This window comes from Salinivibrio siamensis (genome assembly GCF_001996005.1).
Lineage (GTDB): Bacteria > Pseudomonadota > Gammaproteobacteria > Enterobacterales > Vibrionaceae > Salinivibrio > Salinivibrio siamensis.
Genome location: NZ_MUFB01000013.1, coordinates 35,310 through 49,376, shown reverse-complemented (window position 1 = coordinate 49,376; position 14,067 = coordinate 35,310). Strand labels below are relative to the sequence as shown.

The following is a 14,067-nucleotide window of genomic DNA, read 5'->3' as shown; positions in this document are numbered from 1 at the left end:
CGATAAAAATATCGGCTTTCGGTATAAAACGACAGAAAGGTCAATAAAAACCCTGAACTTAGTGGGCTTCTCCCCAGTTATCTCCGAAACCGGCTTCGGCAATCAAAGGGACATCCAAGTCAGCCGCTGATGCCATCAATTTCCGTACTTGGCTTTCAACTTTGGACATTGATGACGTTTTGACTTCCAACACCAGTTCATCGTGAACTTGCATCACTAGGCGAGCATCATCCGCCGCATTGGCTTGAATCCATTGATCAACCAGTATCATCGCACGCTTGATAATATCGGCGGCGGTTCCTTGCATCGGCGCATTGATTGCCGCGCGCTCTGCCCCTTTACGACGCATGCCATTACGCGATTTAATTTCTGGCAAATAGAGGCGACGACCAAAAATGGTTTCCACATAGCCTTTTTCCGCTGCTTGTTCACGGGTGCGGTCCATGTAGGCCTTCACGCCTGGATAACGCTCAAAGTAAGTATCCATATAGCTTTGTGCTTCATGGCGACCAATCCCTAATTGACGAGATAAGCCAAAGGCACTCATGCCATAAATCAGGCCAAAGTTGATTGCTTTGGCGCGGCGACGCTGTTCACTGGTGACTTCATCGAGGCTTACCCCCATCACTTCCGCTGCGGTGGCGGCGTGAATATCTTTGCCCTCACGGAAGGCTTCTAGCAAGGCTTTATCACCGGATAAGTGCGCCATAATCCGCAATTCGATTTGCGAGTAATCGACCGCCAAAATGGTGTGATCCGGTTCCGCGGTGAAGGCTTCTCGAATACGGCGACCCTGTTCGTTACGAATAGGGATATTTTGTAAGTTCGGATCGGTGGACGATAAGCGCCCTGTTGCAGTAACGGCTTGATGATACGAGGTATGCACGCGGCCGGTTTGCGCATTGATCATGCGCGGCAATTTGTCCGTGTAAGTCGATTTGAGTTTTGCCAACCCACGGTATTCCAGAATCCGCGCTGGCAGCGGGTAATCGAGTGAGAGCTCTTGCAGCACTTCTTCATTGGTTGAGGGGCTGCCTGATGGGGTTTTCTTTACCACCGGCAGGCCCATTTTCTCGAACAAAATCGCTTGTAGTTGCTTGGGCGAGCTTAAGTTGAACTCCTCACCAGCAATCTCAAACGCTTCACGCTCAAGCTCAATCAAGCGAGTATGTAGCGCCTCTGATTGGGTCGCCAGCTTGTCTTTATCGATTAGCACACCATGACGTTCCATACGCGACAACACGCTGACTAACGGCATCTCATAGCACTCAAAAATGGTTTTCAGTTTCTCGTCACTGGTGACTTTACCAATCAGGTATTGGTGCAAACGCAACGTAATATCGGCATCTTCCGCCGCATAAGGCGCCGCTTGCTCAAGAGGAATTTGATTAAAGGTCAGTTGTTTCTTGCCTTTCCCCGCTATCTCTTCAAAGCTGATGCAGGTGTGCTGCAAGTAGCGCTCAGCGAGGCTGTCCATGTCATGGCGTCCCGCGACACTGTTGTAGACGTACGACTCCAGCATGGTGTCATAGGCAATCCCTTTTAAGGTGATCCCGTGACGCGCAAACACACTGGCATCATATTTCAGATTCTGGCCAACTTTCGCCGCTGAAGGGTCTTCCAACCAAGGGCGTAACACCTCCAGCACTTCATCCAGCGATAACTGCGCGGGCGCTTCCAGATAATCATGAGCCACGGGTACATAGGCCGCTTCACCTGGCGCGACGGCAAATGAAATCCCAACCAGATTGGCTTCCATATAGTTGAGACTATCGGTTTCGGTATCGACCGCCACCACCTCAGCGTCACGAATTTTCTTCAGCCAAGTGTCTAGTGCGTCCCGCGTTAATAGCGTTTGGTAGCCACTACGGTCAATCGTGGCCGCTTGCGAGATAGGTTCATCAGACACCACTTCTTCCGGCGCATCACCTTCATCCAGCTCTTTGAGCCAGCGGCGGAATTGCAAATCACGATACATGGTCACCAAGGTGTCATTATCAGGCGCTTGCTTGACCAGCTGTTCAGGGGTGAAATCGAGCGCTACATCCAATTTAATCGTAGCGAGTTGATATGACAGGTAAGCGGCTTCTCGATGCTCAGTCAATTTCTTCGCCATGCTTTTGGCGCCGCGGAAGCTGAGCTCAGCAATCTTATCAAGGTTGGCGTAAATATCGTCCAAGCCACCTAGATTGGCAATCAGCGCGGTCGCGGTTTTATCGCCCACACCCGGTACGCCAGGAATATTATCGACTTTGTCGCCCATCAGAGCCAGATAATCAATAATATGCTCAGGGCCGAAACCATACTTCTCACGTACCGCCTCAGGATCCATCACGACATTAGTCATGGTGTTGATTAAGGTGACATGCTCATCCACCAACTGCGCCATATCTTTGTCACCCGTACTGATAAGCACCGGCATCCCCGCTTTCGAGGCTTGAGTGGCGAGCGTGCCGATAACATCGTCGGCTTCCACGCCCTCTACCGCCAGTAAAGGCAAGCCCATCGCGTTGATAATCTTGTGCAAAGGTTCAATTTGCCCGCGTAGATCCTCTGGCATCGGTGGACGGTTGGCTTTGTACTGCTCGTACATGTCGTCACGGAACGTCTTCCCTTTGGCATCAAAAATCACCGCCACATGCGAATGCGGGTACTGTCGCAACAGGCTGCGCAGCATATTCACCACCCCAAACACCGCGCCAGTGGGTTCGCCTTGGCTATTAGTGAGATTGGGAGACGCATGGTATGCCCGGTAAAGATACGAAGAGCCATCCACAAGGATTAACGGATTGTCGGGAAGAGTTGCCATATCAGAATCTTGATCGCCAGTTAAACACGTTAGCCGTTAAGCATGCCACGAGTCTCGACCCCTGTTAACCATGGTTTTTCCCACAAGGTCGCCAATCTGTGGATAACTTTGTTGGTAATTATTTTATAGGATTTTGATTTTGTCTAAACAAACATGAAAAATGGATTTTTTATTAAATAAAAACATCAACTTAAATAAAAAACCAGGATCTAGATCTTGATCGAAAAAGGATCCTGTGGTGTGGAAAAAGAAATCGCTATCGGTGTCAAAGGTTGCAGAGAAAGTCATCACAAACTGCGGAGATAATCACCAATTTATCTTGCGATCTTGACTACTATTTCGCATAAGCCCTTGGCCAATGCGACACTGTCAAACGCCATTAAGCGTAGACGATGCTTTATGCATTGCCCACTCTGATTGCAATATTGTAAATGCCGATACAAGGAGAGCGTCATGAAAAAGGTTGCTGTGATCTTATCTGGCTGCGGCGTGTTTGACGGTGCCGAGATCCAAGAAACTGTGTTATCCCTACTTGCCCTTGAGCAAAACGATGCCCAATGGCAGTGCTTTGCGCCAGATATCGATCAGCACCATGTCATTAACCATCGTACTGGCGAGGCGATGAGCGAAACGCGTAATGTGCTCACTGAAGCCAGCCGCATTGTACGTGGAGATATTCTTCCGCTGACCGATCTGAACGCCGATGACTTCGACGCCTTACTGGTTCCCGGGGGCTTTGGGGCAGCGAAAAACTTGTCGGATTTTGCCTACAATGGCGATCCGGTTCAGGTGCACCAAGATATGTTTGCGGTGTGTCAGGCCTTTGCCCGTTCCGAGAAGCCTGCTGGCTATATGTGTATTGCCCCTATTATGATCCCGCAGATCTACCCGAAAGGCGTCAAAGGCACCATTGGTAATGAGCCCGATATCGCCGCCGCCTTTAACCGTATGGGCGGTGAACATATAGAGTGTCCGGTATCGGATTATGTGTTAGACCAACGTCACCATCTGCTTTCCACCCCCGCCTATATGCTCGCGACATCCGTCACTGATGCGGCCGTTGGCATCAATCGTATGGTAAAAAAATTGGTTGAGCTCGCCTAAGCCACGCTCATCCACAAAGAGACAAAGAAGAGAAAAGAAAAAAGCGACGCCGAGATGGGCGTCGCTATAACAAGTGAGCGCAAAGTCAAAGCTGTCTTAGTAACAGTTTGCTGGCCCCAATACACTGGAAGCAATGTGAGCAATGTCGTGCCTTCAGCGCTGAGCATGTGGGCTTGGCCCTGAAGACAAGTTAACAATAACCATTCTCATTACCGTTTTCAACACTTAATTGAGAATCTTTTTCATTTGTTGATCTTGTGCGCAGACTCTCTCACTGTCATCAAACTGTCATTGCACCCACAGCCATCACACCAACAACCCAGGTTCGAAAAGCCCTTGCCCAGAAAAGAAAAAAGCGACACCCCGAGAGGTGTCGCCTAGCAAAAATAGGCTAACTTAATCACTGTCTGATAAGCGCCCCGCTAATACACTGGAAGCAATGTGAGCAATGTCGTGCCTTCAGGGTTAAGCATGTGGGCTTGCCCTGAGTGCAAGTTAATAATAACCATTCTCATTATCGTTCATCAAGAAGAAAATGCGATTATTTTGCATTCACTGCTCAATTATTGATCTGCTTCTCAAAATAAAGGCGATAGTCAGCAGGCTGACCCTTTTCCTCCAACGCCACAATCTGATAGCCATGACAAACCAGCATACACACCATCGCGGTAAAGCGGTTGCGTGATTTAACCGCAAGCGTTTGATAACCCGACTCATCAACCCACGCTTCTTGAGCCTTGAGTAGCGCTTTCGCCACCCCTTTGCCACGGGCCGCTTTGGTCACTCCGCCGAGCCAGCTATAAAACTGGGTCTCACTGGTGGCATAGCCTATTTTCGCCCCCACAGGCTCACCGTGTAGATATCCCACCAATACCAATGCCGTGCGTCCGGCTAATCGCGCGTGGCATTGCTCCAAGGATACACCCGCATCCAACTCGGGCACGCTGTTAAGCACCGTTACCGCCTCCTCTAAGTGCCCAGCACGAATTTCCATCTCACCTCCCCGCATTGATGTAAAAAAAGAGCCGCGATGCGACTCTTTATTCTGCTACTAATTAGGACGTTTGCTGTACCGTCGCCGACGGCGTCACCTGTGTGATTCGTCGAATAATCAAGTTGAGTAACACCCCATACATAGGAATAAACAGCCCCAAGCTAATAATCAGCTTAAAGGCATAGTCTACCAAGGCAATTTCAACCCAATGCTCGGCCATAAAAGCATCCTGGCTTTGGTAAAACGCAATCGCAAAGAACGCGAGCGTGTCTGACGCATTACCAAACAAGGTAGAACAACTCGGCGCGACCCACCATTGGCGTTGCTGGCGTAACCGGTTAAACACATGAATATCTAAGATCTGGCCGAGCAGATAAGCCATAAAGCTGGCAATCGCAATTCGCGCAACGGTGAGATTAAACGTACCCAGCTGTTCCATGCCTTGATAGCTGCCTTGGTAAAACAAGACGGATAATACGTAAGAAATCAGCAGCGAAGGTACCATGACCAGCAAGATAATACGGCGTGCCAATGCTGGACCATAGATCCTGACCGTTAAATCCGTCGCCAAGAAAATAAACGGAAAGGTAAACGCTCCCCACGTGGTATGAAACCCCCATACCGTAAAGGGGATCTGCACCAAGTAGTTGCTGGAGGCAATGATCAGTAAATGAAAAATCACGAGGTAGCCCAGCGCTTTACGCTGCTGAGCAAGAGAAAAGTGGCTCATAGTGCACCTTTTTGTTATTGGGGGCGAGGGAACCCAAAAAACTTAGCTACCTGTCTGCAGGTAGCGCGAGGTGGCGAATTATACAGCAATCAATCGACGGTGCCAGTGCAATTTAGAGAGGCGGGTGACGCGTCCACCAGCGGCGCAAAAAGCTAATCACCTCGTCGCCCTCCTCATCCAGCGCTTCTAACCACACGCTCTGGGTATAATGTGCCGCTTTAAGCATCAAGCGCGTGCCTTCAAAATCAATCAGCCAGGTCATCATGTCAGCGTCTTGTTGCCACTCAAGCACAGAGGCTGCGAGGGTTTCTAACAATGGCTGACAGACTTCTTTAGCATTATCCGCATCCAGCTGCGGCTGATAAAACGCCAAGGCGCCGTCGGACGCCATCAGTTGCCAGTTACTCGGTACCATAACCAAATTCACTCACACTGAGATGATCATCAATTAAGCCCAAAAATGCATCGCCGAATTTTTCTAGCTTGCGCTGCCCCACGCCACTCACCGCCAGGAGCTCCGCTTGAGATGACGGCAGCATCTCCGCCATTTCCATCAAACTGGCATCGTTAAATACCACGTAAGGCGGAATATCTTCTTCGTCAGCAATGGCTTTCCGTAACTTACGCAGCTTGGCAAACAGTTTTTTATCGTAATGGCGCTGGCTCAGCTTGTTGGCTTTGGTGCGAGGGCTGAGGCCAATACGCGGCACCGCCAGCTCGAGGGCAATCTCGCTGCGCAGCAATGGTCGCGCTTGTTCGGTCAACTGCAGCACCGAACTACGGGCAATGTTTTGCACCAGATAACCGCGGTGGATCAATTGGCGAATAATACTCACCCAGTATTCATGGCTCCACTCTCGCCCGATGCCATAGGTAGAGAGCTTGTCGTGACCATGATCTTTAATGCGCTGATTTTGCATCCCGCGCAACACTTCCACCACATATCCAACCCCGAAGCTTTGGTTAACACGGTACACGCACGACAGCGCTTTTTGTGCTTGTTCGGTGCCATCAAAATGGGTGGGTGGGTCGAGACAAATATCACAGTTGCCACAAGGGGTTTGGCGATTCTCGCCAAAGTAGTTTAGGAGCACTAAACGGCGACAGGTTTGCGCTTCAGCAAACGCGCCCATCGCGGTCAGTTTATGGCTTTCGACCTGCTTTTGGGGCCCATCCGGCTTTTCTTCCAAGCAGCGATGGAGCCATCCCATGTCGGAGGGGTCATACAACAACACCGCTTCAGCCGGCAGTCCATCTCGCCCTGCTCGGCCGGTTTCTTGGTAGTAAGATTCAATATTGCGCGGCACATCATAGTGCACCACAAAACGGACATTGGGCTTATTGATCCCCATCCCAAACGCCACAGTCGCCACCACAATGTTGACATCGTCACGTTGAAACGCCTCTTGCACAGAGCCGCGCGCCTCAGTGCTCAYTCCCGCATGGTAGGCAGCGGCGAGCATATTGTTATCACACAGTTTTTGAGTGACCTGCTCAACCCGCTTACGGCTATTGCAATAGACAATCCCTGATTGGCCGCGTTGACCGCTCAGAAACTGCACCAATTGGGCCAAAGGTTTGTGCTTTTCCAGCAAGGTGTAGCGAATGTTAGGGCGGTCAAAGCTACCCAGATGCACCAAGGGATCGTGCAGGGCAAGGCGGGATAAAATATCCTCGCGCGTGGTGGCATCCGCGGTGGCTGTCAGCGCCATCACAGGCACATCAGGAAAGTGCTGTTTGAGCTGGCCTAAAGAGGCATATTCGCGGCGAAAGTCATGGCCCCATTGGGAAATACAGTGCGCTTCGTCGACCGCAATCAACGCCAGTTGCCACTCCGTTAAGCGATGGATAAAGTCGCGCCCTAACGCGCGCTCAGGCGACACATAGAGTAGCTTCACCTCCCCCTGATTTAACGTGCGCAAGGTGTCCGCTTGCGCCTCAGGCGTCATCGCTGAGTTTAAACACGCCGCGGCAACACCATTGGCATTAAGCTGGTCAACCTGATCTTTCATCAATGAAATCAAAGGTGAAATCACCACGGTCAAGCCAGTGCGCACCAACGCAGGGATCTGATAGCACAGTGATTTCCCGCCCCCGGTCGGCATAATCACCAAGGCGTCACGCCCCGCAATCGCCGCATCAATCACCGCTTGCTGACCCTCGCGGAACTGGTGATAACCAAACACCGCTTTGAGTACCTGATGGGCAGGACTCATGGCAGGATCAGCGGTAGCGACGTCAGTCGCGGTTGACGCATCGGCATGGGCGGGGGTGGCGGACATAATCAAGCTCATTACTCAAACTGGCGCTCATTCTACCGACACCCCGTAAGCGATGAAACCCTGAGCACAGAGAAAGGTGCTTGCGCCCGCCCTTACAACTTGTTACATCTAGGCAACATGCACACGTTCGTGTTCATCCCTGACCGACACTTATAACGAGACTGCGCTGTGATTCCTGATCCAAAACGTACACGCCAAGGCGTGTTATTGGCCCTTGCGGCCTACATTATGTGGGGTATCGCCCCCATGTACTTTAAAACGGTCAACCATATTCCGGCGCCGGAAATTTTAGCGCACCGGGTATTGTGGTCGTTTGTTTTTTTGGCATTACTGCTTTTTTTCACCCGTCGTTTTTATCAGCTCAAGCCGATTATCCGCGAGCCGAAAAAGCTGTTGATGTTGATGCTCACCTCTTGCTTTATTGGCTGTAATTGGCTGATTTTTATCTGGGCGATTGTCAATAACCGCATGCTAGATGCCAGCCTTGGCTACTACATTAATCCACTGGTGAACGTAGCGCTGGGGATGATCTTTCTTGGTGAGCGTTTCCGCCGTCTACAGTGGCTTGCCGCCGCGCTAGCGTTGGTAGGGGTATTAGTACAACTGATCACCTTTGGTTCACTGCCTTGGATTGCGTTGGTGCTGGCCACCAGTTTTGCGATTTACGGCTTACTGCGCAAAAAAATCAATCTCCCTGCGGTGCCGGGTTTGTTTGTGGAAACCTGCACACTCTTGCCCGTTGCGCTGATTTATCTGTGGCAGTTTGCCGATACACCCAGCGCCAACCTGCTCGATAATCCCATCAGCCTGAATATGCTACTGGCCGCTGCCGGTTTGATCACGACGGTGCCTTTACTGTGCTTTACCGGCGCCGCCACCCGCTTACCCTTGACGGTATTGGGCTTTTTCCAATATATCGGCCCCAGCTTAATGTTTTTACTTGCCGTCGGCTTGTATGACGAACCCTTTACCCCAGATAAAGCCACCACCTTTGCCTTTATCTGGGCCGCCTTGGCGATATTTAGCTTTGATGCCTATCGGGCGAAACGACAGCAAGAAGCCAAGATAGAGACCACGCCTTTGTCAGCAGGAAAATCAGGATGAATGAGTTCGCTATTCTCGCCACGCTGGCGGGGGTACATATGGTTGCGCTGCTCAGCCCCGGGCCCGACTTTGCCTTGGTGCTCCAAAATGCGACCCGTTATGGCCGTGCCACTGGCTTGGCGATTGCGCTGGGGTTATCGCTCAGTATTTTGGCGCACACAATACTGAGCATTACCGGCATCAGCCTGTTGGTGCATCAGCACCCACAACTCTTTATGTGGGTGCAAGTGGCGGGGGGCAGTGTGCTGATGTATTTAGGCCTTAGCGCAATCAAAGGCTTGCTCGCCGCCACCACAGCACCGGCGCAAACCGCCAATGATGCGCCTGCGGTACGCGGCCAAAAACAGGCCTTTTGGAAAGGGGTGCTGACCAACCTTTTTAACCCTAAAGCCTTGGTGTTTTTTATTTCGTTGATGAGTACCTTGGTGCCGGCGAGCATGTCTGCCAGCGGCAAAGCCATGGCCGTGGCGGTGGTGTTTCTGCTCTCATTAGGCTGGTTTTCTTCGCTTGCCTGGCTGCTATCAGGCAGTCGCGTACAGCAAGTGCTCACCAAAGTCGCCCCGGTTATCGATGGCCTGTGTGCGCTGTTGTTTTTGCTGCTAGGTGGTGCGGTCGTTTGGCAAGCCGGCGTGTTCGGCTAACACCGAGGCCGAAAAGCGCAGGTGATAGGATAAATACCAACACGCCCAGCCGAGGCTGGGCGTTATTTGGCGTTAACCGGTCGAGCTTAAAGCGCTTCCAGTTTGGCGTACTGAGTCACCAACCACTTAATCCCTTCCCCATTAAAGGCAACTTGCACGCGGCTTTGTCCGCCACTGCCTTCAAAGTTGATGATGGTGCCTTCACCAAATTTAGGGTGTTGAACCCGCTGACCCAAACTAAACCCGGTTTGGTTAAAGTTCTCCTGAGTCTGCGTTTTGGAAAAACGGCCACCGCTTGCGGCAGGGCGTGAGACATTGGCACGCATCCGCACTTCTTCCAAGCAGGCCTCGGGCAGCTCACGAATAAAGCGCGAGATCTTATGGAACATGTCTTTGCCGTACACACGGCGCATTTCTGCGTAGGTCAGATAGAGTTTTTCCATCGCTCGCGTCATGCCGACATAGCAAAGGCGACGCTCTTCTTCTAAGCGGCCCGCTTCTTCGGCTGACATCTGGCTGGGGAACATGCCCTCTTCCACCCCGACCATAAAGACTAAGGGGAACTCGAGGCCTTTGGCACTGTGTAAGGTCATCAATTGGACCGCATCATCAAACTCGTCCGCTTGGCCTTCACCGGCCTCAAGGGCGGCATGGGCCAAGAACGCCGACAGCGGTGTCATCCCTTCCGCTTCCGCCTCTTCAGGAGGCGTAAATTGGCGCGTAGCCGTCACCAACTCTTCCAAGTTATCGACACGCGCTTGCGCTTTTTCACCTTTTTCTTGCTCGTACATGGCGCGCAAGCCGGAGTGACGGATCACCGCATCGGTTTGTTGATACAGTGCCATGTCACGGGTGTCATCTTCTAGCGCATTGACCAGCTCGATAAACCGGCCCAGCGCATTGGCTGCGCGTCCTGCCAGTGCTTTTTCTGCCAAGATTTGCTCGGCCGTGTGCCATAAGGTTTGGCCACGATCGCGCGCCGCGCCACGAAGCGTCTCAAGGGTGCGATCACCAATCCCCCGAGTGGGCGTGTTTACCACCCGCTCAAACGCCGCATCGTCATTGCGATTCGCCATCAAACGTAAATAGGCCAGCGCATCTTTGATTTCCTGACGTTCGAAAAAGCGCATGCCGCCGTAGATACGATAAGGGAGACCGGCTTGAATTAAGGCTTCTTCCAGCACCCGAGATTGGGCGTTGTTGCGGTATAAAATCGCGCTGTCGGTGAGCGCGCCGCCTTCGTCTTGCCAGGTTTTGATTTTCCCGACCACAAAACGCGCTTCATCCAGCTCATTAAAACCGGCATACACAGAGATGGGCTCACCCTCTTTGCCCTCGGTCCACAGGCTTTTGCCCATCCGGTCGGCATTGTTTTCAATCAGGGTGTTCGCCGCTTGCAAAATCGTACTGGTTGAGCGGTAGTTTTGCTCCAAACGAATGGTCTGCGGGGTGGTGAAATCATCCAGAAAACGCTGAATATTTTCGACTTTCGCGCCACGCCAGCCGTAAATGGATTGGTCGTCGTCCCCCACAATCATCACATGCGCCTGTTGGCCCGCCATCATGCGCAACCAAGCATATTGGATGTTGTTGGTATCTTGGAACTCATCCACCAAAATGTGCTGGAAACGTGCTTGATAGTGTTCGCGGATCACCGCTTTATCGCGCAATAACTCTAAGGTTCGCAGCAAGATCTCCGCAAAATCCACCAAACCGGCGCGATCACAGGCTTCTTGATAAGCCTGATAAATCCGCAGCCAAGTACTTTCAACCGGATCATGGTGGGTATCAATGTGCTTGGGGCGCAAGCCTTCGTCTTTTTTGCCATTGATATACCAACTCGCTTGCTTGGCGGGCCAGTGTTTTTCATCCAAGTTTTGCGCTTTAATTAACCGACGTAGCAAACGCTGCTGATCGTCTGAATCAAGAATTTGGAAGTCTTGTGGCAGGTTGGCGTCTAAATAGTGGGCACGGAGAATACGATGGCAAATGCCGTGGAAGGTGCCACACCACATGCCAGAGGCGGTGCCTTGCATCAATTGCTCGATACGACCGCGCATTTCCGCTGCCGCTTTGTTGGTGAAGGTGACCGCCATCACCGAGAACGGCGATGCCTCTTCGACCCGCATCAGCCAAGCCATACGATGAACCAGCACCCGGGTTTTACCACTGCCAGCACCTGCCAACACCAAATGGTTGCCGAGCGGCGCGGCCACGGCTTCACGCTGTTTGTCGTTGAGTCCGTCAAGAAGAGTTGATACGTCCATCGCCACCTGCCATTTTACTGGGTATTTATACACTGGTTAGCGATTATACCAGCTCGCCACTAAATTGCGCGCCCGATCCCGACGCAACTTTTTTAAACAATAATTCAGCAGGTTAGCCACCAGCACGCAAAAAATCGCTTAAGTGGTGAAAGATTGCGCAGTGTTTTCCTATCTTGGTTTATATGCCCACCACCAATCAGTGGGCTGATAACACCAACACGGAACAAGAAGAGGAAGCATGATGAAACATACTAACCTAGCGGTTGCCGCCGCTGTGACAGGATTGCTGGCCGTAGGCGCGACCACACTCACTAGCGCACCGGCCCATGCGGCAGAAAAAGAAAAATGCTATGGCGTCGCCAAAGCCGGACAAAATGACTGCGCCACCAACACCAGCTCCTGCGCGGGCACCTCCACCGAAGACGGCCAAAAAGATGCGTTTGTGATGGTACCAAAAGGCTTGTGCGATCGCTTAGCCGGCGGCAGTACCTCGTCATCGTGATATGGCGCGCCCGGGCTAACCCCGGGCTTTGTCATTTGACCACAAGGAGCAACCATGGATGAGGCAACCGTTTTGACCGGCGTGGGGCTCAGACAACCACATCTCGCCTACTTCGACCAATATCGCCCAAAGCTTGGCTGGTTAGAAATTCACAGTGAAAACTATTTCCGTCCCCACCGTCCTGCCTTCTCAACCCTGATGCGGTTACGTGAGGATTACGCCATCAGCTGTCATGGCGTGGGGCTGTCGCTGGGGAGCGACGAGCCGCTTGATCGGGCACATTTAGACAAATTGTGTACACTGGTCAAACACGTCGAGCCACTGTTTGTGTCTGACCATTTAAGTTGGAGCCGGATAGACGGGCAGCACTTTCACGATTTACTCCCCCTCCCTTACACCGAGCAGGCATTGCGGGTGTTTTGCACCAATGTGCAACAGGTTCAAGACGCGCTGCAGCGTCCTCTGCTGATTGAGAACCCATCGAGCTATTTAAGCTTTGCTCAGGGTGACTACCACGAATGGGACTTTCTCGCCGAAGTACACGCTCGCACGGGCTGCGATTTACTGCTCGATTTAAATAACGTTCATGTCAGCGCGTTTAACCATGATTTCATCGCCAGCACCTACCTTGACGCGATTCCCGCCCATGCGGTGAAAGAAATTCACCTTGCTGGGTTTACCGTCAAACACACCCCCGCAGGAGAAATTTGGATAGACACCCATAACCAGCCGGTTAGCGAGGCAGTATGGACGCTCTATCAACAGTGGATTGACCGCCACGGCCCTCGCCACACCCTCATTGAGTGGGATAGCGACTTGCCCGCACCCGAGCGATTGTTAGCAGAAGCGGCCAAAGCCCACCACCGACTGGCTCGACATAAGGAGGCGGTATGACGCTGGCAACCTTGCAGCAGGCCTTTGCTGCCACATTGCGAGATGACCCTCAGCCGCTGCCGATAAAAGATGGTCGCGTTGCCGCTGACAAGCGATTGCAGATTTATCGCAACCATTATGTGGTCACCCTCACTGACACGCTAAAATGCGTGTATCCCAAGACCTGTGCACTACTGGGTGAGGCGTGTTTTGATGCGGTAGCGCGTCATCATGCGATGGTGCATCCCCCGCAAACCGGGGTGATGGAAGACTATGGCGCACAGTTCGATGCGACCTTGCGCGCCCTGCCCAATATTATCGAGCCCGTGCCTTGTTGCGCCGAACTTGCCCGTTTTGAGTGGGCGCAAGTGGTGCTCACTCTCACCCCTCCCTCTCCGGCGTTTGAAGGCAGCGCGCTCGCGTCGCTAAGCCCTGAGCAACAAGCGCAGGTTTGTTTACCGCTCAACCATCAAGCGCGTCTATTTGAAAGCGACTACGCAGTCAGTGACGTGTGGCAAGCGATCGCCACGGAGCAGTTCGAAGGCTTGGTGGTCGAGAAGCCGCAAGCTTTATTACTGGTTGCTAACCAAGACAAGGTGCATTGGTACGCGCTCAATACCCATCATGTCAGTGTGCTCAACGCCTGCCCACACACTCCATTAGGCGCCCTGTCAGAGACGCAACTGGCGTGTGTGTCTGAGCTCGCGGCCATGAATGCATTTACCACCCCAACGACTGCCTGCAATGCTAAGGAGTAAGCC

Annotated in this window: 12 protein-coding genes; 6 read left to right on the top strand and 6 right to left on the bottom strand. The window is 52.2% G+C overall.

Annotation, left to right across the window (positions count from 1 at the left end):
* Positions 1 to 58 precede the first annotated feature (58 nt).
* On the bottom strand, positions 59 to 2,809 hold the full coding sequence (gene polA / locus BZG73_RS08590; RefSeq protein ID WP_077639136.1) for a DNA polymerase I: 2,751 nt from the start codon (positions 2,807 to 2,809) through the stop codon (positions 59 to 61).
* A gap of 453 nt (positions 2,810 to 3,262) precedes the next feature.
* Here polA and elbB point away from each other — a divergent pair, with 453 nt between their 5' ends.
* Positions 3,263 to 3,913 carry an isoprenoid biosynthesis glyoxalase ElbB gene (elbB, locus tag BZG73_RS08585; protein WP_046074457.1) on the top strand — a complete coding sequence of 217 codons (651 nt, stop codon included), beginning with the start codon at positions 3,263 to 3,265 and terminating at the stop codon, positions 3,911 to 3,913.
* Positions 3,914 to 4,472: 559 nt separating this feature from the next.
* Here elbB and BZG73_RS08580 read toward each other — a convergent pair.
* The 4 genes from BZG73_RS08580 to recQ form a co-directional block, all read right to left on the bottom strand.
* The gene (locus BZG73_RS08580) at positions 4,473 to 4,907 is read right to left on the bottom strand and encodes a GNAT family N-acetyltransferase (RefSeq protein WP_077666762.1); all 435 of its coding nucleotides are present in this window, start codon (positions 4,905 to 4,907) and stop codon (positions 4,473 to 4,475) included.
* Positions 4,908 to 4,968: 61 nt separating this feature from the next.
* Positions 4,969 to 5,637 (bottom strand): 7-cyano-7-deazaguanine/7-aminomethyl-7-deazaguanine transporter, encoded by a 669-nt coding sequence (locus BZG73_RS08575; RefSeq protein WP_046074459.1) that lies wholly within the window; start codon positions 5,635 to 5,637, stop codon positions 4,969 to 4,971.
* Positions 5,638 to 5,749: 112 nt separating this feature from the next.
* Entirely contained in the window at positions 5,750 to 6,052 is a 303-nt protein-coding gene (locus BZG73_RS08570) for a DUF3630 family protein (protein WP_046074460.1), read from the bottom strand.
* Positions 6,039 to 7,919 (bottom strand): ATP-dependent DNA helicase RecQ, encoded by a 1,881-nt coding sequence (gene recQ, locus BZG73_RS08565; protein WP_077668104.1) that lies wholly within the window; start codon positions 7,917 to 7,919, stop codon positions 6,039 to 6,041. Before recQ ends, BZG73_RS08570 begins: the two co-directional genes overlap by 14 nt.
* A 171-nt stretch (positions 7,920 to 8,090) precedes the next feature.
* On the opposite strand from recQ, the gene rarD reads away from it, so the two are divergent.
* Positions 8,091 to 9,023, top strand: a complete 933-nt coding sequence (rarD, locus tag BZG73_RS08560; RefSeq protein ID WP_046074498.1) for an EamA family transporter RarD — start codon at positions 8,091 to 8,093, stop codon at positions 9,021 to 9,023.
* Positions 9,020 to 9,664 (top strand): LysE family translocator, encoded by a 645-nt coding sequence (locus BZG73_RS08555; RefSeq protein WP_077668103.1) that lies wholly within the window; start codon positions 9,020 to 9,022, stop codon positions 9,662 to 9,664. The genes rarD and BZG73_RS08555 overlap by 4 nt, the downstream gene beginning before the upstream one ends.
* 86 nt (positions 9,665 to 9,750) lie before the next feature.
* Here the strand turns inward: BZG73_RS08555 and uvrD are convergent, their stop codons facing one another.
* Complete coding sequence (uvrD, locus tag BZG73_RS08550; protein WP_077668102.1) at positions 9,751 to 11,931, bottom strand: DNA helicase II; 2,181 nt, start codon at positions 11,929 to 11,931, stop codon at positions 9,751 to 9,753.
* Positions 11,932 to 12,172: 241 nt separating this feature from the next.
* On the opposite strand from uvrD, the gene BZG73_RS08545 reads away from it, so the two are divergent.
* From BZG73_RS08545 to BZG73_RS08535, 3 genes are read left to right on the top strand one after another with little or no spacing between them, the layout of a single operon-like run.
* Positions 12,173 to 12,433: a BufA1 family periplasmic bufferin-type metallophore gene (locus BZG73_RS08545; RefSeq protein ID WP_046074463.1), complete on the top strand. Its 261-nt coding sequence runs from the start codon at positions 12,173 to 12,175 to the stop codon at positions 12,431 to 12,433.
* Between the two features lie 54 nt (positions 12,434 to 12,487).
* A complete protein-coding gene (bufB, locus tag BZG73_RS08540; RefSeq protein ID WP_077668101.1) occupies positions 12,488 to 13,327 on the top strand; it encodes an MNIO family bufferin maturase in 840 nt (279 codons plus the stop codon).
* Positions 13,324 to 14,064 (top strand): HvfC/BufC N-terminal domain-containing protein, encoded by a 741-nt coding sequence (locus BZG73_RS08535; RefSeq protein WP_077668100.1) that lies wholly within the window; start codon positions 13,324 to 13,326, stop codon positions 14,062 to 14,064. The genes bufB and BZG73_RS08535 overlap by 4 nt, the downstream gene beginning before the upstream one ends.
* The last annotated feature ends 3 nt before the right edge of the window (positions 14,065 to 14,067 follow it).

Coding starts and splice junctions, on each gene's coding strand:
- polA (WP_077639136.1), bottom strand. CDS start 2,809: ATGGCAACTCTTCCCGACAATCCGTTAATCCTTGTGGATGGCTCTTCG.
- elbB (WP_046074457.1), top strand. CDS start 3,263: ATGAAAAAGGTTGCTGTGATCTTATCTGGCTGCGGCGTGTTTGACGGT.
- BZG73_RS08580 (WP_077666762.1), bottom strand. CDS start 4,907: ATGGAAATTCGTGCTGGGCACTTAGAGGAGGCGGTAACGGTGCTTAAC.
- BZG73_RS08575 (WP_046074459.1), bottom strand. CDS start 5,637: ATGAGCCACTTTTCTCTTGCTCAGCAGCGTAAAGCGCTGGGCTACCTC.
- BZG73_RS08570 (WP_046074460.1), bottom strand. CDS start 6,052: ATGGTACCGAGTAACTGGCAACTGATGGCGTCCGACGGCGCCTTGGCG.
- BZG73_RS08555 (WP_077668103.1), top strand. CDS start 9,020: ATGAATGAGTTCGCTATTCTCGCCACGCTGGCGGGGGTACATATGGTT.
- uvrD (WP_077668102.1), bottom strand. CDS start 11,931: ATGGACGTATCAACTCTTCTTGACGGACTCAACGACAAACAGCGTGAA.
- BZG73_RS08545 (WP_046074463.1), top strand. CDS start 12,173: ATGAAACATACTAACCTAGCGGTTGCCGCCGCTGTGACAGGATTGCTG.
- bufB (WP_077668101.1), top strand. CDS start 12,488: ATGGATGAGGCAACCGTTTTGACCGGCGTGGGGCTCAGACAACCACAT.
- BZG73_RS08535 (WP_077668100.1), top strand. CDS start 13,324: ATGACGCTGGCAACCTTGCAGCAGGCCTTTGCTGCCACATTGCGAGAT.